Origin of the sequence: Microcoleus sp. CAWBG58 (genome assembly GCF_020883045.1) — a bacterium.
Lineage (GTDB): Bacteria > Cyanobacteriota > Cyanobacteriia > Cyanobacteriales > Microcoleaceae > Microcoleus.
In genome coordinates, this window is the sequence record NZ_JAHRFA010000057.1 from 24,128 (window position 1) to 47,891 (window position 23,764).

Here is a 23,764-nt window from a genome sequence, read left to right on the forward strand (position 1 = left end):
AGCGACGCACCACCACCATCATCAAGGGGGTAAAAGTAGAAAGTAGGGTGTGTCGCCACGAATAATTCTCGATATTTACCAAGATTCAACGAGCGACGCACCACCACCATCATCAAGGGGGTAAAAGCCCGGATTTAGTATTAGATAATCCTAGCTACAATGTTCTTAGTTAAGTTTGTTTACTCAAATATTGTCGCTGTAGTTCGTTCATTCCTTGTCCGGAGCGAGGAACGAAGCAATCCCAGCGCTGATTCTTTGTCATTGCTAGGAACGAAGCAATCTCTATAGAATGTGTAATTCCTGAGAGAATTTAGCAATCCTGTTGATATTGAAGCGCTAAATCTTCGATGAGTTCCACCATGGCACGAACCATAGGCATTTTAGTGAGAATTTCGATCCAATACCATTGTCCGTTGGGATTGAGTTCGATAAAATAAAGCGTGTCGTCCTCGTCGCGAATGATGTCGAATGCACCAAAATTTAAGCCAAACTCGTTAAGCATTTGATAGAGTTTGTTAAGGTAATCCATTGGTAGCTTGTCTGGAACGTGAACGAGTTTATCCGGTTCGGTGACGCGCCAATCTAAGGTCACGTCTGCATCGTTGGTATGTTCGGCATCAATGCGGCAAACAAAACTTTGCTTTCCGATTAATGTAACACGATATTCTGCCTTCTTCTGAATTCGTTTTTGAATGAAAACTGGTGCCAATCGAATGCTTTCTCGAAATGCTTCAAGTGTTTCGACATCAATGGGGCGAGTATAGCAAGCATACTGCTTTTCATCATGTACAAATCCAGAGTAACGCATCGGTTTGACAATGCACTTTCCGTGTTGTGTCACAAAGTTGCAAGCCGCTTCGTATGAATTGGTGACGAGTGTTGGAGGGATGGTAATTCCCAGTTTTTGAGCAATGGGGATTTGGTTGATGCGATGGGATGGTAATCTAATTTTGTAGTAGTTATTGACCCACCTCGCTTTGGGATATAAGCCAGACAGAGAGTACATTAAAGATTCTGTTTCTTCTTGACAATACTTGATTGCCCAAGCATCATCAACTTCTGGAAACACTTGATAATCTTGTGGTTTGCGCCACCAAATCACGCCAATATCTTGAACTTCTTTCAAGGAGTCTTCAAAAGACAAAAAACTTTGACTGGGATTGCCAGAAGCTTGCCAGGAGTAAGCATATTTGCTTGTTTTAATAAAACTTTCTGAATTCAATCGAATTGCTCGAATATTTGATTTTTGCAATTCGTTGATAACGACATCTGCATGAATGTCTGTCTCGGAAGTCACGATTAAAAGGTCAGTCATACTATTTTATATTTTAGATTTGAGATGGGAAATGATGGATTATGTATGGGTTTCGAGCTTGTATGCGGTTGGATTTTTTTTGAAACTGGTAAGTAAGTTGGCGTAAATATTTATCGTTTGCCTCGCATAGGAGACAGGAGTCAGGAGTCAGGAGGGAAGAGGGTTTGAGTGCGATTTATATTTGGTTACACAGTGCTTTTTATTTGCGCCTTTCTACTTATCGCAATCAAACTAATTGAAATAATGTTGACAGTGAAAGACCTGTCATGCAAAAATTCATACAGGTCTTTCAAGAACATAAAGGGCGATCGAATTATTTGTTAGTAATTCAAAATTCTAGTCGTCCTCTTGCTGGTCGTCATCACTAGGTTCAAACTGAAAAATACTGGAGCCAGCACGAGTAGACCAGGAGCCGCTCATGGAGGTGATGTTAGAAGTCTGGGTGCTGGGATCGTAGCTAGCTTGCTCTTGGGAGATGCTGTACTTGGGCGAGATGCTCAGGTGCATCATCAAAGGATTTGCTTTTTTGTCGAGAGCGAGTTGGGTAGTCGTCATAAGTTAGTTTCTTTGAGCGATGATTTGATATTCACAATGCTACAGCTTGCCAATTAATTTGTATAGTCGAAAAAGGTCGGATAAAGTCGTATAATATAAAAAGTTTTGATAAAGCTTTAATCGTTTTTGTATTCAAGGCGAAAATAGTCGGATCTAGACGGTTTTAGTTCGATCGCTCGGATATTGTGAGGAGGCGCGGGTGAACGTTAAGGAAGCACTGGCTTTTGCAGATGAAGTGGTCTTTGCGAAAACTGGCAAGCATTTGGATGATATGCAAGTTGGCGTGATTGAGGGCGTTTTGAAGCGGCAAAAGTACGGCGATATTGCCCGATCGCTCAATTGTACTGAGGGTTATGCTAAAGATGTGGGCTACGAGCTCTGGGAGTTGTTCTCTGATGTTTTTGGAGAAGAGGTTAATAAATTAAATTTGCGATCGGCACTGATTCGCAAGTCGATGATTAGCAATGTTACAGGTGGCGTCATTAGTGGAAATCATGTCGCTCGCGGTCATGTAATTGGCTCTTTAAATATCTGCACGTCACAGGAAGAGTCGCCTGAGTTTTTGCGGGGAAAGCAGCGGGCAAAAATGGAGGCTATCCAACGTTTGCAAGCAGTAGGTTTGAGCGACGAGCAGATCGCGCAATGCTTGGATATGACGCTAGAAGAGATTCGACAAGTCGATTTGACAGAATAGAAGTAGTCACTACAAACCAATTTTAGTAGTTGTAGGGTGCGTCGCCATTAAAAATCTCTCGCCTTGCATATCGAAAATCTCATAGATCCGCACCGGGTGAAATAGGTATCAGGTGCGTCAGTTTGGAGATGATCGATTATTTACACAATCGTCGAAGCTGACGCACCCTACGATTCTAATTCATCTTAAATGCCCCAGGCGATAAATGAAATAACTCAGCTAATTTCTGAATTTGACTCACCGTCAGTTCCCTGTTACCATTCAAAACCTCAGCCACCAGAGACTCAGTAGAAAAAATATCAACCAAGAAGACCGGGCGGTTGAAACCGCGTCTATACAGACAAAACCCGCATTGCCAAGGGTTGAAGACCCGGCCGTTTAAATTACGTTGTTTTTTGGGTAGAAGACCGGGCGGTTGAAACCGCGTCTATACAGACAAAACCCGCATTGCCAAGGGTTGAAGACCCGGCCGTTTAAATTACGTTGTTTTCTTCAGTCCACGGAGGTGGACATTGTTTGTGTAGACGCGGTTTCAACCGCCGTCTTATTGGGGATTCTCGCTTTTCCATCCCCAATTAACCAAAATTCAACGGATCGACATCTATAGTTAAACTAACAGAACGCGGCGCCCGATCGCGCAATCCGACCAAATCCGACAAATCCAGCGACTCATCCACAGGTAATTTCAGCAAAATCTGCCACCGATAGCGGTTCGCCACTCGCATAATCGCCGCCGGGGCTGGCCCCAATAACTCGCAGCCCGGTACAGACAATCGCTGAATGTAATCCTGACAAACAGATGCCAATTGTACCGCTGTCACTGCAACTTCCGCCGCATCTACACTACTTAAACGCAACAAAATCAACCGCCCGGAAGGAGGATAATTTAGCGCCGCCCTTTCTGCTAATTCTGTTTCAACAAAACCCGCATATTCGTGCCGCTTCACTGCTTGAATGACTCGATGTTCGGGAGTGTAAGTTTGCATAATTACCCTACCCGGATCGTCGCCTCTACCCGCACGCCCCGCCACTTGAGTTAAAGTTTGAAATGCCCGTTCGCTGGCTCGATAATCAGATAAGTTGAGCAACCCATCAGCCGACACAACTCCCACCAATGTCACTCCAGCTAAATCTAACCCTTTAGTCAGCATTTGTGTACCAAGTAAAATGTCAGCTTCCCCATTTGCAAATTGAGTTAGCAATCGGCGGTGGTCGCCTTTATTTCTAGTCGTATCGCTATCAAACCGAATCGCCCGCAATTGCGGAAACAATCTCGTTAATTCCTGTTCCACTCGCTGGGTGCCGCTGCCGAAGTTTTTGAAGTAAGGAGAACTGCATTCCGGGCAGTTTTGAGGGTGTCTTTCGGTGTGATTGCAGTAGTGACAGCGCAACATTTCGGCTGTGCCTTCGCCGATGTGGTGATAGGAGAGAGAAACATCGCAATTCGGGCATTCCATCACATAGCCGCAACTCCGACAAGACACAAACGTGCTGTGTCCTCTGCGGTGAATAAATAGGATACCTTGCTGTTGTCTTGCTTGCAATTGTTCCAGGGCATTTTGCAAAGAAGTGCTGAAAATTGAGCGGTTTCCTTGCCGCAATTCTTGGCGCATATCGACTACTTCCACGGGCGGCATCGGGCGGGAATAAATGCGCGTTGGTAATGATAAATAATGGATAGTTGGTAATGAGTCATAATCCAGGCGCGTCCCTACCAACGTCTCTAAAGCTGGCGTTGCGGAACCTAGAATTAACGGACAATTTTCTAATTCGGCGCGCCATTTGGCAACGGTGCGGGCGTGGTAGCAGGGCGCTGGTTGGTCTTGTTTGAAGCTGCTGTCGTGTTCTTCGTCGAGGATAATTAAGCCGAGGTGAGGTAAAGGTGCAAAAATTGCCGATCGCGTGCCGATGACAATTTGCGGGGTTCCTGTGAGCATCTGGCGCCATGTATCGTAACGTTCGCCGTCGGATAGGGCGCTGTGGTACACGCAAATTTGCTCGCCGAAACGGGCGCGGAATCTGTCTGTCAGTTGCGGTGTCAACCCGATTTCCGGGACGAGCACGATCGCAGATTTGCCACTTGCTAAGATTGGGGCGATCGCCTGCAAATACACTTCAGTCTTACCAGAACCGGTAACGCCGTGCAACAGCACTTGACGGAATCCCGAAAAACTGTTAATAAACTCTAAAGCTTCAGCTTGAAAACGAGTTAACTTTTTTGGTGCATCGGGTAATTGAGCAATTCCGCGATCGCCCCTGAGAACTTCCCTGTGATCGATGACAACGCTACCTTTCTGTTCCAATTTTTTGACAACCGAAGCACCCGCACTGCAAATTCTCAGCAAATCATTCATCCACATTTCACCGCCGCCGCGCCGCAAAACTTCCAAGACTTCTTGTTGGCGCTTAGTTAAATCGGTGACAAATGCGCTGGGAATTAAAGTCACCGCCGGCTTGAGTTGTGGTTTCGGAGGATTGGGCGGTTCTAAATAACTTTCTACCCAACCGCGTTGCAATAAATCTTTCAATCCCCGATAACTTCCCTTGACTTGGCGCTGAAGGTATTGCCAAGTATAATCGCCCTTTTTTTGAGCTTGCAGCAATTGCAAGATTTGACTTGCGGCGGGATTCAAAAATGTTTCGGCATTGGGAGAAACAGCATCTTTAATTAACCGAATCCGGCGCACCGAACGGCTTAACAAACCGGGTGGCAGCGAAGCTCTAATTACTTGAATTAATGTTGTACAATAATAAGCAGATACTCGTTCGAGCAATTCCCAATAAGTAGGCGGAAAAAAGCCCGTACTCACAACATCTTCGACATCTTTCACCCGCGCCGGATCTAAGTCTGCCGGCAGTTGAGAAACGAACCGAATCGCGATCGCCCCTACCTGTTGGCTGCCAAAAGGTACACTCAAAATATCCCCTGGCTGCACGTTTAATTCCGCAGGTAAGCGATAGGTAAATAACTTGTTTTCCTCCCCCGGCGAGTCCCCCGCGCCCCTGAAAGGAGAGTCCACCAAAACCTCGATCCACTCTGCCGGCGAAGTGGGGCGTTGCGGCGGTTGGCTGCTACCGTAGGATGCCCCGGCCTCTGCCGCGGAGGGGGTTGATAAACCAAAAGTGACAGTAGACATAGGGTTGCACATCAAACTAGGAGGAGCGGCAGTCAAAGGGAGTTTTTATTATCCGTTCTATGAAACCTACTCAAATCTACTCATAGCGGATTTGATGTTCACTTCCTGCTTCTACCAAGGGAGTCGGCTCCTTCTTGTCCACAGGCTTAACTTCAGACCGAACTGGCCTTACCAGAGAATGAATAATGAGCCAAGTTAATCGCGGCATTTAAGTCACGATTAATAATTGCACTACAATTTTGACAATAAAAAACTCGTTCTTTCAGCGGCATTGACTGAATATTACCACAATTTGAACAAGTTTTTGATGACGGATACCAACGGTCAACCAATTCAACTATCGTACCGTACATGGCCGACTTATATTCCAGCTCGCGCCGAAATTCAAAGAAACCGCAATCTGAGATAGCAGCCGCTAATTTATGGTTGGCTATCATCCCACTTACGTTCAAATCTTCGATGCGAATGTGGGCATATTTTTTGCTAATTTCTGTCGTGGTTTTCTGCAAGAAGTCTCGACGTTGATTAGCAGTCTTCCCATGAATTTTGGCGATTCTACGATAATGTTTCTGGGCGTTATTGGATGCTTTTAGACCCAACTTTCTCTGGCCCAATTGCTTGTTGCGATTTCTCCACTGTGTTTTACTCAGCTTGGTTTTCGCTTTGGTGAGCGGACGGGGAGATTCGTAATAATTGCCATCGGAAAGAGTAGCAAAAGTTGACACACCCAAGTCAATACCTACCGTTTCAACAACTGGGTGAAACAAAGGTGGAATCTTTTGGGCTTTGATAGCGAAGGAAACATACCATTTATCGGCGGTTCGGGAGACGGTAAATGTCTGCGCCATACAAGGAAACGGGATAGCTTCTTTCAGTCTAAAAGTTCCTAAGGTGGGAATTTTAATTGACTTTTGCGGTTTGAGCAAAATTGTATGACTCCAGTCAGCAGTATCCACCGTAAAAGAGTCGCCATCTTTTTTCCTTTTGAACCTGGGGAATTTTCCTAATCCTTTAAAACATCGGGATAGTGCTTCACCGAAATGCCGGAATGTCGTTTTATAAACTCTGGAAGACAGAGTGGTAGTCCACTGATATTCGGGTAATTTCTTGACATGGTTGGTAAAAACTCGTTCAATTGCCGCTACTTTTTTACTACTAGGGCCTTGGAACTCTTTAACTCCTTGGTAAAGAGATAGGGCGTAGTTATAGCAAAATCTAGCATAACCAGAATGTCTTGCCATCAAGGTACGTTCTTTATGATTAAGTTTTAGTTCTCGCTTGATGGCGTACATAGCTGATTAAAATTTGTGAACGATTTCTTTAAGTTCGGCTGCTTCCGAAGGGGTTCACTTGCTCATTTAACCATCAAGTGCACACTTAATGGGCAAATTTAGTAAGATTTAGGTATATTTTTGTCAACTATTCTTACCCCTTGGGCAATCACCGAAAAGCTTGCGGTTCAAAAGCTGGTAGCATCTATTACCGGAAGCAACTCGCCTGAATCAAGCGCAATTGAATTATACATCTATTGTCACCAGTTTTCAAATTGTGGGTAAGTGAGTAGATTTAGGTAGAAATAGACAGATTTATTGAAACAGATGTCAGCCCTCAGTTTAGCTCGATCGATATCACAGTTTTCGATCGCAGGAAATACAGATTAAGACAGTGCAATGCCTTTCGCCGTCTCAATAATCGCCTGAAACCCGCTAGGGGTTTTCATCTCAAATCCGGTAATTACCGAATTATACCAAGTGCGAGCTTAAGAGCTCGCGAGTGTTAAAAACCAGCGAGTATTCAACACCAAGGAGTCAATAGCCGATATTTGTAAATTAGTCAAGTAAAAATAGCTGATATTAACTGCGGGATTTGGCGATCGGAATCTCGATCGCAAATTCAGTCCCTTCTCCCACTGTCGATATGCACTCCAACCTCCCACCGTGTTTGTCCACCACAATTTGATAGCTAATTGATAGCCCCAAACCTGTACCTGTACCCACTGGTTTTGTCGTAAAGAAAGGGTCAAAAATTTTGGTTTTAACTGCGTCATCTATTCCCGGCCCATTATCCTTAATACTAATTTTAATCCAATCGCTTTTGTAAATGTATGTACTAATTATAATCTGACTTTTAAAGTGAGATTGATGTTTTTTTGAATCGTGATTTTCTGGATTTTGCAACGCATATATGGAATTAGTTAAAATATTCATAAATACTTGATTTATCTGTCCAGCATAACATTCAACGAGTGGCAAATCTCCATATTTTTTGAGAATTTCAATTTCCTGATAATTCGGTTTAGCTTTGACAGCACTCTGTAAAATCAAAAGCGTGCTATCAAGTCCTTCATGAATATTAACTGGTTTGAGGTCAGATTCATCCAAGCGAGAGAAGTTTCGCAAACTTAGTACAATTTCACGAATGCGATTAGTACCCACTTTCATTGAAGACAAGATTTTCGGCAGATCCTCGCCGATAAAATCCAGATCGCTATCTTCAATCAAATCTGCAATTTCCGCCTTAGGATTCGGATATTCCTGCTGGTACAAATTGATTAAACTTAATAGGTTGTGACTGTAGGTACTAACGTGAGAAAGATTGGCGTGAATGAAATTAACAGGGTTATTAATCTCGTGGGCTACACCAGCGATCATTTGACCGAGGGAAGACATTTTTTCTGTTTGAATTAGTTGAGCCTGGGTTTTCTGTAAATCTTGCAGAGTTTGTTTGAGTTGTTTAGATTGAGCAGTAGCAGTGGCCGCAAGTTTATCCTTAAGTTCTAAAATTTGACGCATTTCTGCCTCAGCGTGCTTGCGCTTGGTGATGTCAAAGATTACTCCGTCAAGCCAGAGAAGATCGCCGTTTTCATTAAATATGCCTTGACCTTTGTCTGACACCCATCTCACAGTCTTATCCGCTCTAATAATGCGGTACTCGATGATATAATCCCGTTTGGTTAAGATTCTTTTATCGATAATCTTCTGTACCATTGCTGCATCTTCAGCATGGATGATACTGTTAAAACTTCGCACTCGATTGTCAATAAAATCGGTGGCGGAGTAGCCCGAAATATCTGCGATCGCATCACTGATAAACTCGATCGTCCAGTCGCCATCGAATACCCACCGATAAACCGCACCAGGGAGATTGGAAACCAAGCTTCTGAAACGTTTCTCGCTGTCTTGGAGCACCTCCGTATCAGACTGAATGCGATCGCCCATTTGGTTAAAAGCGGCCGCAATCTGAGCAAGTTCATCAGAGCCTCCCAGTTGCGCCCGCTCGTCCAATTTTCCTTGGCTGAAGCTATTGCTCGCTGCTACCAGCCTCGCAGCCCGCCCTGTCAAAGTGCGATCGAAAAACAACCAGACAATTATGCAAAATACAGCTAACCCAATACTCGTTTCAGCCGATCGCCGCAAAGCATCTGCATAAGCTTGCTGCTTGAATAACAAAATATCATACTCTACCAAAAGAATGCCGACTCTCGAAGGGCGAACTTCTCCCGGCCCGGCACCCAACAAAACCGGATAAATTGCCCAGATACTCTCTTTATTTGGAGCAAGCTTGACTTCTCCTGACATCTTTTCCCGAACTTTGAAAAATTCTTCTGGCAAATAGTTAGGTAACGAGATTTCGCCGATCGGGTGATTCCGCAATTCGTAACGGGTTGCCAAAATTACTCGGTTATTTTCATCACAAAGCAACGCTAAGCGGATATTTCGCTCGCTCCCCAACTTGCTAATTGCGATTTCCACTTGCTCAACATCTCCTCTGCGGTACAAATATTCCAGCATTCCTGAGAGTTGATTTGCAGAAAACTTTAAATCGTTAATTCCTTTTTCTTCTTGCCGCCGATACGACTGATGTACCTCTCGTTCAAAAGAAAATAAACCCAGCAAACTGCCGAAAGTTAACAGGATTAAAGGAATTGATAAACGTAGAGAAAAAGGGAATTGTTTCATAGTTAGAAATGATATAAATTTGATTTCCTAGATTGTTGTTGCTAATTTCAACCCAAAATATGCAAATCAATAGTCACTTAAAACTCATATTTGTTCCCGACTAACTAGAATTATAATCGATCAATATTTCACTTGTTTGACCAATTTGTCGTCCAACAAAGGAGCAGGATTTACAGCTTTTGGCAGCAACTTGTTTTCTAGCATCACTTGAGACAATCGCTTGACGCCATTCAGCAATGACGGATCTGTTTTCCCTAGTAACTTTTGATTTTCTTGGAGGTTTGGACTGCTCAGCCCTTTTAAAGATTCTAAGAATTGTTCTGGAGTCACTCCTGTGCGGGGAGCGATGCGAATAGCAGCATCCTTGGGATTTTTTGTCAAGTAATCTAGGGCACGAAACCGACCGTCAACTAAAGCCTGCAAAGCCTTGGGCTGCTTGTTAATTACATCGTCGCGTACTATCAGAACATCGACAATTTCACCGGGGATTTGCGAACTATCAAACAGTTGTTTTGCGCCTACTGCTAGCAGCTTTGTCCGAGCAGATCCAAAGGTAACAACAGCATCTACCTTTCCATTTTTAAAGGCTCGTTCATGTTCCGATACTCCTAAAGAAACAATTTTGATATCTTTAGGTGACATACCTTTTTGTTCTAATGCACGGGTAATTATGAATGCTCCTAGTGCAGTAGATTCGACGCCTACTGGTCGGTTTTTTAAGCCTTGCAAATTTGGAATCTCTGGTTTGCCGAGAATCACATCCCCACCGTTAGAAAAATCCATTACAACTACAATTTTTACGTCGGGATTGGTTGCTGCCAAAACCAAAGCTTGGTCGATGGATATGCCCGCTGCTTCAATTTCTCCATTTCGATAGGCTCGTACCTCTTCTGTACCTGAAGGGTAATCTACTAATCGAATAGGAGTATTGTCATAGTACCCTAAACTGCGAGCCAAGTACAGAGTTTCATAGCCAGGCCAAACATTGGCACCGACTCGCAAAGGGGCTTCTGCTTTCGTGCAACTAGCTAATATCACTGTACACAGGGTGACTGTCGCAATGCCAAGCATAAAGCTTTTTAGTTTCCGGCTCACTTTTTTCCAAAACTTGAGGTCAAACATCAGAAGATTTTTCAGCATATACTTAGGTAAGCTCCTGCTTATTCATTACTAAATGATACTTATTGGCGATCGCTTAATGTAAGGTAGTGCGATCGCCAATATTGACCAATATATTCAATATAAAGGCCGATCGCCAACTTCTAGCAGCGACTTGGAAAGTGAATAATTGCCCTGCAACAAATAACCTGTGACCAACAACTTTGCAGCCAACCTGGGTGGGGTACAAGTATTAACACCAGTTTTATAAAGTTTTGCGATAAAAGTGTAGGATGTGTCGCTTGCGATAAATTACTGGCATTCAATTGCCAATCTGATAGCGACGCACCTTACCCATCTGGTAGAGCAAGCCCAACAATTGTTTTGTAGCACGATTTGTTATAAATGATATGAATAGCATTGCGATCGAGTTTTGCGATCGAAGAAGTGTTGGGAAAGACTGAAACTGATGATTATTTACACCGCAGAGAGTTTGTCAGGTGCGTCGCGGTGAGATTGTGGATATGCAAGTTGAGGTATCCCAATGCCCTGTTTGCCCAATGCCCTGTTTGCCCAATGCCCTGTTTGCCCAATGCCCTGTTTGCCCAATGCCCATGAGTACCTCATATGGGAGATGGAAAGGCTATAACTCCCATGTGTCGATCGCACTCACACATCCGCGCCATTTTGTGGTAAGAATGACTACTTGCGAGAAAATCGACACAGCAGTTTAGATTGGGAGAGTATTGAATGTCAGGTAGCGAAGTCCGTGCAGACTTTTGGATGAGCGAGTACATTACCCCTTGGGATATTTACGTTCACGGCGTCATAGGCGTGCTCGCTTACAAAAAAACAGCCTATCAGGAAATGTACGTAGTTCAAACTGGCACCTACGGCAAAGGCTTAGTTTTGGACGGCAAATGGCAATCTTGTACCGGAGACGAGTTTCTCTACCACGAACCCCTCGTACACCCAGCCATGATAGCTCACGGTTCGCCCAAAAAAGTGCTAGTTCTCGGCGGTGGCGAAGGAGCTACAATTAGAGAAGTGCTGCGCTGGAAAAGTGTTGAAAAAGTCGTGATGGTCGATATTGACGGCGAAGTAGTAGAAGCTTGCCGCGAACACTTGCCAGAAATGCACCAAAATGCCTTTGATGACCCCCGTTCCGAAGTAGTAATCGGCGACGCTTTGGACTATTTAGACAACACAGACAGCGATTGGGATATTGTAATTTCTGACTTATCCGATCCCATTGAAGAAGGCCCATCTTTCCAGTTGTTTACCAAGGAGTATTTTGAGAAAGTCCGCAAGATACTGTCACCTAATGGATATTTCGTAGTGCAAGCAGGCCCAGTTTCTCCAGCAGAAATGAAAATGCACGCCCGCATTGTCAACACCCTGAAATCGGTTTTCCCCAACGTTCAATCCTGCACCAGCTTTATTTCTACCTACGGAGCTCCTTGGGGTTTTGCAGTAGCTTCCAGCCAGGAAATAAACACGCGGCCAGAACCCGAAGTTACCGACAAATTACTCGCCGAAAAAACAATTGGCGGGTTCCGGATGTTAGACGGGATTACACTGTTGGGACTAATGCAAGTTCCCGGCCACTTACGAAAAGTAATCGCCGAGGAAACCGAAGTTTACACGATCGCAGCACCGCCCAAATTTTTCGGGAAAGGCTCTGTCGGTCAGTGAAGTTAAATTGAAAGAGAAAAGTCATTTGGAGTAACTCACATGGGCAGTTTAATCCGCATAGTCGCTGCAATTTTTCTTCCTCCCCTGGGCGTATTTTTGACTGTCGGGATTGGAGGTGATTTTTGGATCAACCTGGTTCTGACATTTTTGGGATTTATTCCCGGGGTTGTTCACGCTATTTGGGTAATTGCCAAGAACGATCGGGGTTAAGGTATGGTAGGGGCGGGTTCACCAACAATCTCTGACTGTAATTCACAATATAAATAAACCCGCCCCCACCCAACGGTAAATCTCAATCTGCATGATTCCAGTAGTTTATAATACCATTTCTCTAAAATCGTCCAACAATCTTTGACCCCCCCTAACCCCCCCTTGCTAAGGGGGGGGACAAGAGTATTGTTGAATTCTTTTTTAAAATTGGTATAAATAAAGGTTGATACAGGCTATTCGTTGAGTCGGGGTGGGTTTTTGAGATTGTCGGTTTTTGGCAATTATTACTGGTGAACCCACCCCTACGAGGTTTTATTTATGGTTACAAATCGACTTCTTCACAAACCAATTCAGCAATTTTCCGCATCGTTCCCACGCTCAAATTGACTGTTGGCTGAGCCAATCGCAGAAGCTGCTATGATAGAAGCTATAGCAAATTTCTCCGGCGATTTGCTGGGTATTTAAGAACTCACACCAATTATCTAAAGCTTTCTCAACGTCGTATTCATCCTCATCAATTATTTGGCCGATCGCACTTACAGACAAACCCGATCGCGATTTTGCCAAAACAGACACCACAGCCAACTCAACTGGCGAGAAACCATCACCTCTCATCTGCTGGTAGTGGTTTTGATAATAGGCTGCTAAACCGGGAGGAAGTTCAGATAAAAGTGAGGACGTTTCTCCCAGATTAGCATCGGGCTGTGAATCCCCGACAATGGCGGGTAACATCTGACTTAGATACAGGAAATTGTTTTCGCTGACAGTTGCGAGTTGTTGGGCCAATTCCGGTGCAGTTGAGAGGTATTGCTGAATGTAGTTAAGCACATCCTCGCGATTTTGTTCGGGATAATCCCTTAAATCTAGGAGTTGAGAGGGCGCTTCAATTAACAAACCGGATTTTTCTTTGAGAAACGGGCGGCGGGCGAGGATAAAATAAGTGCGATCGCCCAAATATCTCGGCAGATAGAACAGATTTGTGCAGGGAGGTTGACTCGTAAGGGCGATCGCATCTAGAGTATCGATGACTATTATCAACTTTTGGCGATCGGTTAATTGATCGCTAACTTTCTGAAGTAACAAAGACAGAAACCAATTCCCCTCATCAGATTCGAGATTGTCAATTTGAGATCTTAGCTTGACAATTTCGGATGTTTCTGCATTGGCTGCGAGGTATTTGTCAATGAGTTGAGTGCAGACAGAAGCGAGAAAATCGTGCGATCGATTTTTGCCCTCAACTCCAGCGTTGTAATAGATACTGCGAGGATGGGCGGTGACATATTGGGCGAGGATGGAACTTTTGCCGCAGCCGGGAGTGCCGACTATTGTGAAATAACCGCGGCTGTGGGAGTCCAGAAAGTCGGAAATCGCAGAAAATACAAACTGGCGGCCTGTAAAATTCTCAGTTTTTTCTCGCAGGAGTTGCTGAAATTCTGGTGGGTAAGTGGCGGTAGAGATGGGAGTTATCAGAGGTGAGAAATTCATGTGAGTGCCTCCATCCCTTCTAGGCGCAGGAAATATACGCGGCCGGATGTGTCGCCTGCGACAATTGTGATGCCATCAGGGGCGATCGCGCAACAGGCGATCGAACTTTCACCCGTGAAACTAGCAATGAATTTTCCAGTTGTTAAATCCCAGACTTTGAGAGTGTTGTCATCTGAGGCATAAATTGCCATTTTGCAATCAGCGGTGACGGCAACTGCATTTACGGAGTTGCTGTAACCTTGGAGACTAAATTCTTGCTTTCCAGTTGTTAAATCCCAAGCTTTAACGGTATTATCATATGAAGCAGAAATTACCCGCTTGTCATCAGCAGTGACGGTGACTGTGTTTACTGATTTTCCGTGACCTTTGAGAGTGAACAGTGCCTTTCGAGTGGTTAAATCCCAGACTTTGATGGTGTTGTCCCACGAACCAGAAATTACCCGTTTTCCATCAGCAGTTACGGCGACTGTGTTTACCGAGCCGCTATGACCTTTGAGAGTAAACTGTTTCTTTCCATTGGTTAAATCCCACACTTTAATGGTTTTGTCCCACGAACCAGAAATTACCCGTTTGCCATCAGCAGTCACGACGACTGCTTTTACCGTGTCGCTATGACCAGTGAGAGTAAACAGTACATTTCCAGTGGTTAAATCCCAGACTTTGATGGTGTTGTCCCACGAACCAGAAATTACCCGTTTGCCATCAGCAGTCATGGCTACTGCTTTTATCAAATTGCTTTTGAGAGTAAACAGTTGATTTCCATTGGTTAAATCCCATACCTTGAGGGTGTTGTCATTTGAAGCAGAAATCGCCTGCTTGCTATCAGCAGTCACGGCTACTACGTTTACCGAGTCGCTGTGATGTGTGAGAGTAAACAGTTCATTTCCAGTGGTTAAATTCCAAACTTTGAGGGTGTTGTCATCTGAACCAGAAATTGCCCGCTTGCCATCAGCCGTGACGGCGATTGCGTTTACCGTGTTGCTGTGACCAGTGAGAGTAAACAGTTCATTTCCAGTGGTTAAATTCCAGACTTTGAGGGTGTTGTCATTTGAACCAGAAATTGCTCGCTTGCAATCAGGAGTGAGGGCTATTGTATTTACCAATTCGCTGTGGCTTGTGAGAGTAAAAAGTTCATTTCCAGTTGTTAAATCCCAGACTTTGAAAGTGTTGTCATCTGAAGCTGAAATTGCCCGCTTTCCATCAGCAGTGATGGTTACTACTTTGACGAATTTTTTGTGACCTTTGAGAGTAAAAAGTTCTTTTCTAGTTGTTAAATTCCAGACTTTGAGGGTGTTATCCAATGAACCAGAAATTGCCAGATTGCTATCAGCATTTATGCCTACTACTGTTACAGATTTTTTGTGACCTGTGAGAGTAAATAGTTCATTTCCAGTTGTTAAATCCCAAACTTTGATGGTTTTATCAGATGAACCAGAAATTGCCCACTTTCCATCAGCGTTAACAGCTACTGATTTTATCAATTTGGTATGACCTGTGAGAGTAAATAGTTCCTCTTCAGTTGTTAAATTCCAAACTTTAATGGTGTTATCTTTTGAAGCAAAAATCGCCCGCTTACCATCGGCAGTCACGGTTACTACATTTACTAATTTGGTATGACTTTCGAGATTGAGAGTAAACAGTTCCTTTTTAGTTGTTAAATCCCAACCTTTAATCCTGTTGTCGTTTGAGCTAGAAATCGCTCGTTTGCCATCAGTAGTAACGGCTACTGCATTTACCGAGTCACTGTGACCTTTGAGGGTAAATAGTTCCTCTCCAGTTGTTAAATCCCAGACTTTAAGGGTTTTGTCAGATGAACCCGAAATTGCCTGCTTGCCATCACCAGTTACTGCTACGACATTTACCGAGTCACTGTGACCTTTAAGGGTTCGTAGAACTCCGCTACCAGGGGGAGTGAAACAGGGTGTGAAAGGACGTAGCCAAGGTACTGCTTTGTGATTCTTGACTCCCTCCAGAATTGCTGTAATTTCTGGTTGTTTTAAGTGTGCCAAGCGCCCCCACAATTGCTCTGCGAGCTGCGTCTTATCTCTATCCAAGATGTCTGCTGACATCCAAAATACCGATTGAATCAAGTTCAGAATTTTTACTTTTTCTGGATTGTAATCTGAGTGATTTAATGCTTCTGAATCGTCAATCAAATTGAAATCGTCAATAAGTGCCTGTACCCCAAACTCAGGATGCTGAATTTTTGCCATCAAGAAGTTGAAATTTGTCAGCGTTTGATAATATTTTTCTAAATTTCCTGACTTAACATAATTTGGCAGTAAGCTGCCCAGATAAGCACGTTGATAGAAAAGTGGTTTGGCAGCTAACTTATCAGCAAATTCTCCCATTTTACTCCATCCCCTTTTCTAAATACTCAGCAATCCGTTGATTTACTTCGTTAAAAATTTTCCGCTTTGAATCCATCTCCCGTTTGGCTTTCAGAAAGTCAAGGAAACTAGCATGATAGATGGTGTAGCAGATTTGTCCGTCTACCTTCTGCTTTTTCAAATACTCCACCCACTCATCTAAAACCGCTTCTACGTCGCATTTATCTTCCTTAGCAATTCCAGCAATCATCTCACAGTCAATCGGCGTGCCAATCTCTAGTAAAATATACAAGACTATCTCCATCAATTGCCCAGGTTTCGCTTCCATCCCCATCCGCACCCAATGGTTTTGATAATACTCTGGCAGCCCGTCTGGTAATTCCTTTAAATCCAAGTCATTATAATCGCCATTAGCAATTGCAGGCAACACATACCGCAAATACATAAAATTGTTTTCGCTTTTGCTGGTTAATTGCTCGACAAAAGTTGTATCGGCAATGCTGCGGGTTTGAATCCAGTTTCTCAGTCCATTTTTATAATCAGAATCGTTATTTATAACAAATTGAATATATCCTTTGATATCATGCTGATTATCATTAACATACTTTTCGTCTCTTAAGTCCAACTCTTGTACCAGAACTCCCGGAGATACGGACAGCCGCTTTTTACCAAGGTTGTAAGGTCGCCTCGTCAGCAAGAAATATACGTTATTTGGCAAAGTTGTCGGTAAATGTAAAAGATTTTCTCCCGGTTCTTGTTCGACTTCATCCAGTGCATCAACTACTATTACCAAACGATCGCCGAAAGTAAGTTTTCCCGCCACCTTGGCCAGTAAACTTGGTAAATCGGCGTCTTCTGAATTTGGCAATTGATAGCGGTCAATTAATTGCCGGCGAATGCTCTTCAAAAACAATTCCGGTCTGTTGCGGCGTTCGACGAGAATATTGAAATAGCAGGGAGATTTATGTTCGGAGGCGTATTTGGCTGCGATCGAGCTTTTGCCCATTCCCGCATCCCCGATAATTGTAAAATAACCGCAAGGGTTTGTGGTTATAAATTGCTTAAAAGCCTCAAAAACAAATTGGCGACCGCAAAACGTCCGAATCTTTTCTTCTATTAACGATCTAAATTCTTCAGGGTACGGAGATAATTTAGAAACTTGGTTTGCAACTACTGGTTGTGACACTTGATAATACTTTTGTTTTAATTGAGTATGCAAAATATTCAACTTACCTGCACCTTGTTGATTGGCAAGTTCAGGAAAACTTGCTGAAAATTTATTGTAAATCTCTCCCAGTCGCTGTTTTACAGTAGGCTTTTCGATTTTTAAATGCGCTGAAAGCTGTGTCTGATTGAGCGGTGCTTTTTCAGGAGAGAATAGTGCTGCTAATAATGTTTCTGTTTGTTCGCTAGATAACCCACGTATCCCAGATTCGCCTTTAAGAAATTCTTGCCAATCCATACTTTAATTCTACCTTGACTATACTTTGATTAGACCGACCTTTAGTAGACCTAAGTTTATACCTCTGGTCAACTTCACTCAATTACTGTCATGCAATGATTTTATTAGAACACAAAAGCAAGTCTTGATAAACCAGAGAGGTCAGTCACATGAATTTTAACTTATTCGGCAACTCGCACCCTGATGAAGATTATAGTGAACTTAAAAGAGAAATGATTCGAGAATCGCTGCGGCAAGTTCGCCAAAGCTACAATCTTGCCCTTGCAGTCACCGCCGCCTCGGCTATGATTACTTTCGGAGGTGTAGGACTGCTGTATTGCAATAAAATCTCGGAAGCTGCCGTTACTGCTTCCGGCGGATTGTTGGCAAGTTTGGGCAGCATTCAGTTTGCCAAGCAAAAGCAGGAAGAATTGCGGGAGATGATGGACGATTTAGATAAGGACTAAAGCATTCGTGTCAACCAAATTAGGTACGTTGTTGCGCTTCAGCGCTCTTTATAATATTACGCAAGAGCGCTGAAGCGCAACTACATACCTAACTAATTGGTGTGACGACAGCAATAACCGATTATTAACGATCGCACAAATCGACTTCTTCACAAACCAACTCAGCGATTTTCCGTGCCGCCCCAGACTCGCCGCGCACGCTGCGAAGCCGATCGCGCATTTGTGCTAATTTTTCAGGATGGCTCAAATAGTCGATCGCCAAATCAGCTACAACATCCGCTTCCAGCCGCCCAACTAACTCCGGTACAATCTCCTCCCCCGCCCAGATATTCGGCCAAGCATAAAGCTTTCCCTTCCCCAATTGCAAGATTAGCCAATTAATCGCCGTCGCAAACACAGAACCGACTAACGGCAAATTTGCTAACAATCCCGGCAAACCATCCCAAGCTTTCATCGCATCCAACTGCTGCGTCGGAATCAACACAATCATCGGTACAGCTAAGGAACCCAATTCCGCAGTATTCGCCCCCACAGTAGTCAAACACAGGCTGCATTGTGATAGCAAATCGTAGGCAGGAGTTTGCGTCCAAAGTTCTATTTTTAAGCCATTTGCTGTCTGCAAAAACGGCGATTCTGTTAAATGAAGTTCCGCACTAGCGTTGTCAAATAAATGCAAGCAGGGATTTTGTTCAGCGTCGGCAAAACGTGCTAGAGTTTGCAAATCTAAGCTCGGAGCAACCGGAATTACAAAGCGCGTTTCAGGGCGGACTCGATGGATCGATCGCGCGATCGCCAAACACAACGGCACACCTAAAGCCAGTTTCGCAGCCTTAGAACCCGGTAACAATCCAACTATTTCCATTCCCCGTAGGGGCGGTGCCCCCGTGCCCGCCCTCCCCGCCGTGCCCGCCCCATTTCCCGTGCCCGCCCCGGCAGATTTGCGATCGCCCACTTCCGCGATCAAGTCTCCCACAACTGCAAATTTATCAGCATATTTTTGCGGAACTTTAGCCAAAACTTCCGGTTTCATCGCCGCAAACCGATCGATCCAGCGATACCACCGCGCGTCCCATTCCGCATAAGTAACCGTGCGATATTTTAGCCTTTTGCCAATAACAACCGTAAAAAATTGGTCGCCGCCTAAAAATAAAACAATTCCGGTTTTGTACCAATCCCAATTTTCGGCAGTTTTGCCCGATAATAAAAATTGAAAAAAATGCTCCGGTGCTTGCACTCTATCCACTTCTGGATAGCTCAATGCGATTTCTGCTTCTTTCCCCGTCGCGTGCGGACAGGGGGACAGCACCACAGAAATGCGCGCTTCTGTTCCCCTGTTTGCCAATTGCTGGCGCAATGCTTGCACGGCGGGACGCACCCAAGTTGCTAATTCTCCGGGCCCGTTGGAAAGGATTAAAATATCGACTGTCATAGAATAGCTCGGTAAGTGGGAAACTCAGAGACTTTAGTCCTGAGAGGAAAACGAAGAAAGCGGTTTCAACCGCCTTGAATCCCCTTGCGGGGTTGGAGGGGTATGGTTGCCCCTCCTTCCGAGGTATGGTTGCCTCAGTCTCCCTTGCGGGGTAATGTTCGCCTCGACCTGGTTATAAAGGCTTGTTAGACCTGCGACACTGTTTCAGTGACTTTAAAACTGTTTAATCGCAGGTGACAGAGCGGAAAACTGGCGTCGCATTCGCCGGTGTCGTGACCTAAATAACATCTCCTCGCGAGCGAGGGGTCTGGTCAGAACAGCTTGCAATTTCTTACAAGCTCAGTGGCGTTGATTCCCTGAGTTCCTGACAGCACTTAAGATTTAAAAGGATACAAGGGAGAATTCTATGACAGATTTAATGGATGCCGTCAAGATGGGTGATGTGGCGGCTGTAGAATGTGCGATCGAACAACGTGCAGATATCAACGCCAAAGATGACGAAGGCGCGACGGCTTTGACGGCTGCGGCTGAAACTGGCAATGCTGAGATTGTCAAAAAACTGCTCGCAGCAGGTGCGGATGCTAAGAGTCAGGATAATGACGGTTGGACGGCGTTAATGAGTGCCGCTGCTGCCGGAGATACCGAGATTGTACAGCTTTTGCTCGATGCGGGGGCGGATGTCAATGCTAAAACTATTGATGGTTTGACGGCTTTGATGAGTGCGGCGGGTAGCGGGCGCGCTGATGTTGTGCAGGTTTTGCTCGATCGAGGTTCCGATCTCAAAGCCAAGGATAATAATACTTGGACTGCGTTCATTTGGGCATCTTCGGAAAATCACCAAGATGTCGTTGAGGTTTTGAAGCTGGCACGCGATCGCACTTAAAGACTTAGCAACCGGGTTTATTCCAGAAACCCGGTTTCTGGATGGTACAGCTAATTATCGCACTCCCAAGAGCGATCGGGTAAATCCTCAATAACTTCGACATTTCTACCCAATTAACAATGTAAAAACGTTAGATGATGGTAATGCTGGTAATACATTCAAACTGAGATCTCCGCCACCTTCAATAACCGCGAGCATATCAAGCGGAGGAGTTCCGGGAGCAGCGAACGGTGAAGCTTTCCTTTGGATAGCTAAATCTTGATTGTTGTTGATGGGCGATATCAAGTATTGATCTGCAAAAGATGACGACAAATTAGTTACTAGCTGAATGCTATCCTGACCTTTTGTAAAGTTCCGAATTGTAGCAAAGCCCGGCCCGGTGTAGAGTCCTTGCGTGACTGAAGATAACCGCGGAAAGCTGAAGTAAGCATTACTCAGCATAAATGTATCGCTGCCGCTACCGCCAATGAGAGTATCGAATTCATCGCTTCCCGTACTTTCAGCCCCTACGTTGTTCACTCTGCCGTTGCTCGGATACAAGGCTACTTCAACTCCAATTAATTCAACTTTCCCCACCCCAAAACTGGTGAGGATGTCATTCCCAGAAGTTCCGACAAAAGTCGCAGACCGACTAGGTTCATCTTTTCCGAAATTGAAGTAATGTTCCCGACCACTTTTCAAAGCTCCCGATTGGACGACCGGTAGAACGTCGAGGTTGTTTTGTAAGTATCCTACTTCTAAAAATGAAGTGGCAATCGATTGACCGTATTTGACTTGGGCAAACCCTTGTTGAACGGTGGGCTGAGTTTGGAAGTATCCTGTTTCTAAAAATGAAATTCCAGTTGCACTATCTTTGATGCCGAATTTAATGAAGTGCTGGTAGGCACTTTTAAAAGTTCCATTCTGAATAAACGGTTGCAACTGTCGGTTGTTTGCCAGATAAAACGCTTCGTTATACTCAGGCGATACGCGCGATCGACCTTCTTCGTAACCAAATTTGATAAAGTGGTCTAAACCAGAGGCAAAAGGCGCGTTTGGGTTGTTGGCGGTGCGGACTAAGGGAGCGATGTCTGGGTTGCCAGCGAGGTAAGTAGCTTCGTCAAAATACCGCGATACTTTAGTTAGGCCACCCGCTTGACCGAATTTTTCAAAGTGTTCTCTCCCAGATTTGATAGTTCCTGCATCAATGGCTGGTTTCAGCCACGGATATTGGGCGAGGTAGTATTTTTCGTCAAAAATTGCGTAATCAGCCATGTTTTTACCCTGAAACTTGAACAAGCTTTTTATCGACTCTATCAATCATCCAGAACTGACACAATACCCGATCGGGTGATTCTTGGCAATTGTCAAATCTCACTTAAACTCTATGTTTTCTAGCCAAGTAAAGTAATGCCGACTGGAGGATTAAACGGATTTATCATTGGAATAGATTGCAAAGTTAGATTCGATCCGCCCTGAATTCTGGCAAGGGTATCTCCAGAATTTTGAATTAACAAGTCCGCTCCTGATGAAGTTATGGTAAGTTGATCCAAGCTTTCCACCAACTGAAGAAAATCTTTGCCTTTTTCAAAGTTGACAATCCTAGCCTCACCAGTACCTTCATAGAAACTGACTCGGCTAATAAAACTAAGTCGGTTGTTGGGAGCGGCATCTCCGAGGACGAAGTAATCACTACCCGCAGTACCAATTAATGTATCGAATTCATTAGTAGTCATAAAAGGTATTCTCAGTACCTCATCTAACTTCAAAGAATCATACTTATTCTTATTTATTCCCATCGTTGGATTTGGGCCGGCGAAAGCTACTTGCAGCCCAATGATTTGATTTTTCCCGGCTGTAAATCCCGTGACGATATCATTACCATTTGTTCCTGTGAAAAATCCGAGTCGATTTGATTCAAATTGCCCAAATTTTAGATAATGTTCTCGACCAGTTTTCAATGTTCCAGTCGCGACAACTGCGGCCACATCTGGGTTGTCTGACAAGTAACGCGGTTCCAAGAAACTTGTCCCGTACCTACCTTCTTTGTTGCCAAATTTGATAAAATGCTGAAAGCCAGATTTAAAAGTTCCGTTTTGGACAAAGGGAGTTATCTCCGAGTGGCGCTTTAAATAAAAAACTTCGTCGTATTCAGGTGATACTCGCGTGCGGCCTTCTTCGTAACCAAACTGAATGAAGTGGTCTAATCCCGTCGCAAAGGGTCGATTTGGGTTGTTGGCGGTGCGAACAAAGGGTGCAATATCTTGATTTTGAGCTAAATAGGTATCTTCGTCAAAGTACCGCGATATTTTGGTGAGGCCGGCGGCTTGACCGAATTTTTCAAAGTGTTCTCTGCCAGATTTGATAATTCCCGCATCAATGGCTGGTTTCAGCCAGGGATATTGAGCGAGGTAGTATTTTTCGTCAAAAATGTCGTAGTTTGCCATATTTACTACTGATGTTTGGATAATTAATTTTGAGCCTGAATAATCATCAGCTTGCCATGCGTTCGATCGTCGATCGAGAACTTACACAATAAAAAAAGACGTTAATAGCTTCGAGATTTCTACGTAAGTAAACGTGTTAAACCAGATTCTGGTGATAAATTCAAACTGAGATTTCCGCCACCTTCAATAACAGCAATTGTATCAAATGGACTGCTTGAGAGAACGGAAACTCTATTTTCAAATACGGTAAAGCCTTTGATTTGGATAGCTAAATCTCGATTATTGTTGATGGGAAAAAGCAATAATTGTTCTGAGGAATTCACTAATAGCTCGATGCTATCCTGACCTTGGGTAAAGTTCCGAATTGTAGCAAAACCCGGCCCGATGTAGAACTGTGCTGTACGGAATGGCACATTACGGGCGAATGCTTGCCCATCGCCCAACACAAATTCATCACGACCGATACCGCCAATGAGAGTATCAAATTCGTTGCTGCCATTACTTTCATACAATCGGGGTATCCGCTCAATAATTCGGGGTAGCCCAGAAAAAAAGTAGGCAAAGTATATAAAATGTTATAAAATAGGAAACATGACGCAAAAGATTATTTCACAAGACAAGTCACCCTACAATATACTAC

18 protein-coding genes are annotated in these 23,764 nt (G+C 44.1%); 5 read left to right on the forward strand and 13 right to left on the reverse strand.

Annotated elements, in window-relative coordinates; genetic code table 11:
- Positions 1–310: 310 nt before the first annotated feature.
- Complete coding sequence (locus tag QZ918_RS22680; RefSeq protein ID WP_293338568.1) at positions 311–1,315, reverse strand: MvdC/MvdD family ATP grasp protein; 1,005 nt, start codon at positions 1,313–1,315, stop codon at positions 311–313.
- Positions 1,316–1,651: 336 nt separating this feature from the next.
- A complete protein-coding gene (locus QZ918_RS22685; RefSeq protein ID WP_293338570.1) occupies positions 1,652–1,870 on the reverse strand; it encodes a hypothetical protein in 219 nt (72 codons plus the stop codon).
- Between the two features lie 199 nt (positions 1,871–2,069).
- Here QZ918_RS22685 and QZ918_RS22690 point away from each other — a divergent pair, with 199 nt between their 5' ends.
- Positions 2,070–2,564 (forward strand): helix-turn-helix domain-containing protein, encoded by a 495-nt coding sequence (locus tag QZ918_RS22690; protein WP_293338572.1) that lies wholly within the window; start codon positions 2,070–2,072, stop codon positions 2,562–2,564.
- 575 nt (positions 2,565–3,139) lie between these two features.
- Here QZ918_RS22690 and priA read toward each other — a convergent pair.
- The 4 genes from priA to QZ918_RS22710 form a co-directional block, all read right to left on the reverse strand.
- Entirely contained in the window at positions 3,140–5,701 is a 2,562-nt protein-coding gene (priA, locus tag QZ918_RS22695) for a primosomal protein N' (RefSeq protein ID WP_293338574.1), read from the reverse strand.
- Between the two features lie 152 nt (positions 5,702–5,853).
- Entirely contained in the window at positions 5,854–6,993 is a 1,140-nt protein-coding gene (locus tag QZ918_RS22700) for an RNA-guided endonuclease InsQ/TnpB family protein (protein WP_293338576.1), read from the reverse strand.
- 561 nt (positions 6,994–7,554) lie between these two features.
- Positions 7,555–9,660, reverse strand: a complete 2,106-nt coding sequence (locus QZ918_RS22705; protein WP_293338578.1) for an ATP-binding protein — start codon at positions 9,658–9,660, stop codon at positions 7,555–7,557.
- A gap of 120 nt (positions 9,661–9,780) precedes the next feature.
- The gene (locus tag QZ918_RS22710; protein WP_293338580.1) at positions 9,781–10,800 is read right to left on the reverse strand and encodes an ABC transporter substrate-binding protein; all 1,020 of its coding nucleotides are present in this window, start codon (positions 10,798–10,800) and stop codon (positions 9,781–9,783) included.
- A 708-nt stretch (positions 10,801–11,508) separates the two neighbouring features.
- On the opposite strand from QZ918_RS22710, the gene QZ918_RS22715 reads away from it, so the two are divergent.
- Positions 11,509–12,453 carry a fused MFS/spermidine synthase gene (locus QZ918_RS22715; protein WP_293338582.1) on the forward strand — a complete coding sequence of 315 codons (945 nt, stop codon included), beginning with the start codon at positions 11,509–11,511 and terminating at the stop codon, positions 12,451–12,453.
- 39 nt (positions 12,454–12,492) lie between these two features.
- On the forward strand, positions 12,493–12,663 hold the full coding sequence (locus QZ918_RS22720) for a YqaE/Pmp3 family membrane protein (protein WP_293146041.1): 171 nt from the start codon (positions 12,493–12,495) through the stop codon (positions 12,661–12,663).
- Positions 12,664–13,041: 378 nt separating this feature from the next.
- Here QZ918_RS22720 and QZ918_RS22725 read toward each other — a convergent pair whose 3' ends face one another.
- The 3 genes from QZ918_RS22725 to QZ918_RS22735 are packed head-to-tail and all read right to left on the reverse strand — an operon-like array spanning position 13,042 to position 17,940.
- Positions 13,042–14,148: an ATP-binding protein gene (locus tag QZ918_RS22725; RefSeq protein WP_293338584.1), complete on the reverse strand. Its 1,107-nt coding sequence runs from the start codon at positions 14,146–14,148 to the stop codon at positions 13,042–13,044.
- Entirely contained in the window at positions 14,145–16,499 is a 2,355-nt protein-coding gene (locus QZ918_RS22730; protein ID WP_293338586.1) for a WD40 repeat domain-containing protein, read from the reverse strand. The genes QZ918_RS22725 and QZ918_RS22730 overlap by 4 nt, the downstream gene beginning before the upstream one ends.
- Before the next feature lies 1 nt (position 16,500).
- Positions 16,501–17,940 (reverse strand): NACHT domain-containing protein, encoded by a 1,440-nt coding sequence (locus tag QZ918_RS22735; RefSeq protein ID WP_293338588.1) that lies wholly within the window; start codon positions 17,938–17,940, stop codon positions 16,501–16,503.
- Between the two features lie 149 nt (positions 17,941–18,089).
- Here QZ918_RS22735 and QZ918_RS22740 point away from each other — a divergent pair, with 149 nt between their 5' ends.
- Positions 18,090–18,386 (forward strand): TRADD-N-associated membrane domain-containing protein, encoded by a 297-nt coding sequence (locus tag QZ918_RS22740; protein ID WP_293338590.1) that lies wholly within the window; start codon positions 18,090–18,092, stop codon positions 18,384–18,386.
- A gap of 124 nt (positions 18,387–18,510) precedes the next feature.
- Here QZ918_RS22740 and QZ918_RS22745 read toward each other — a convergent pair whose 3' ends face one another.
- Positions 18,511–19,815 carry a glycosyltransferase family protein gene (locus QZ918_RS22745; protein WP_293338592.1) on the reverse strand — a complete coding sequence of 435 codons (1,305 nt, stop codon included), beginning with the start codon at positions 19,813–19,815 and terminating at the stop codon, positions 18,511–18,513.
- Between the two features lie 406 nt (positions 19,816–20,221).
- Here QZ918_RS22745 and QZ918_RS22750 point away from each other — a divergent pair, with 406 nt between their 5' ends.
- A complete protein-coding gene (locus tag QZ918_RS22750; RefSeq protein ID WP_293338594.1) occupies positions 20,222–20,698 on the forward strand; it encodes an ankyrin repeat domain-containing protein in 477 nt (158 codons plus the stop codon).
- 105 nt (positions 20,699–20,803) lie between these two features.
- Here the strand turns inward: QZ918_RS22750 and QZ918_RS22755 are convergent, their stop codons facing one another.
- The 3 genes from QZ918_RS22755 to QZ918_RS22765 all read right to left on the reverse strand — a co-directional run bounded on the left by QZ918_RS22755 (position 20,804) and on the right by QZ918_RS22765 (position 23,636).
- Positions 20,804–21,952 carry a calcium-binding protein gene (locus tag QZ918_RS22755; protein ID WP_293338596.1) on the reverse strand — a complete coding sequence of 383 codons (1,149 nt, stop codon included), beginning with the start codon at positions 21,950–21,952 and terminating at the stop codon, positions 20,804–20,806.
- Between the two features lie 119 nt (positions 21,953–22,071).
- Positions 22,072–23,124 (reverse strand): calcium-binding protein, encoded by a 1,053-nt coding sequence (locus tag QZ918_RS22760; RefSeq protein ID WP_293338598.1) that lies wholly within the window; start codon positions 23,122–23,124, stop codon positions 22,072–22,074.
- Positions 23,125–23,243: 119 nt separating this feature from the next.
- Positions 23,244–23,636 carry a hypothetical protein gene (locus tag QZ918_RS22765; RefSeq protein WP_293338600.1) on the reverse strand — a complete coding sequence of 131 codons (393 nt, stop codon included), beginning with the start codon at positions 23,634–23,636 and terminating at the stop codon, positions 23,244–23,246.
- Positions 23,637–23,764 lie beyond the last annotated feature (128 nt).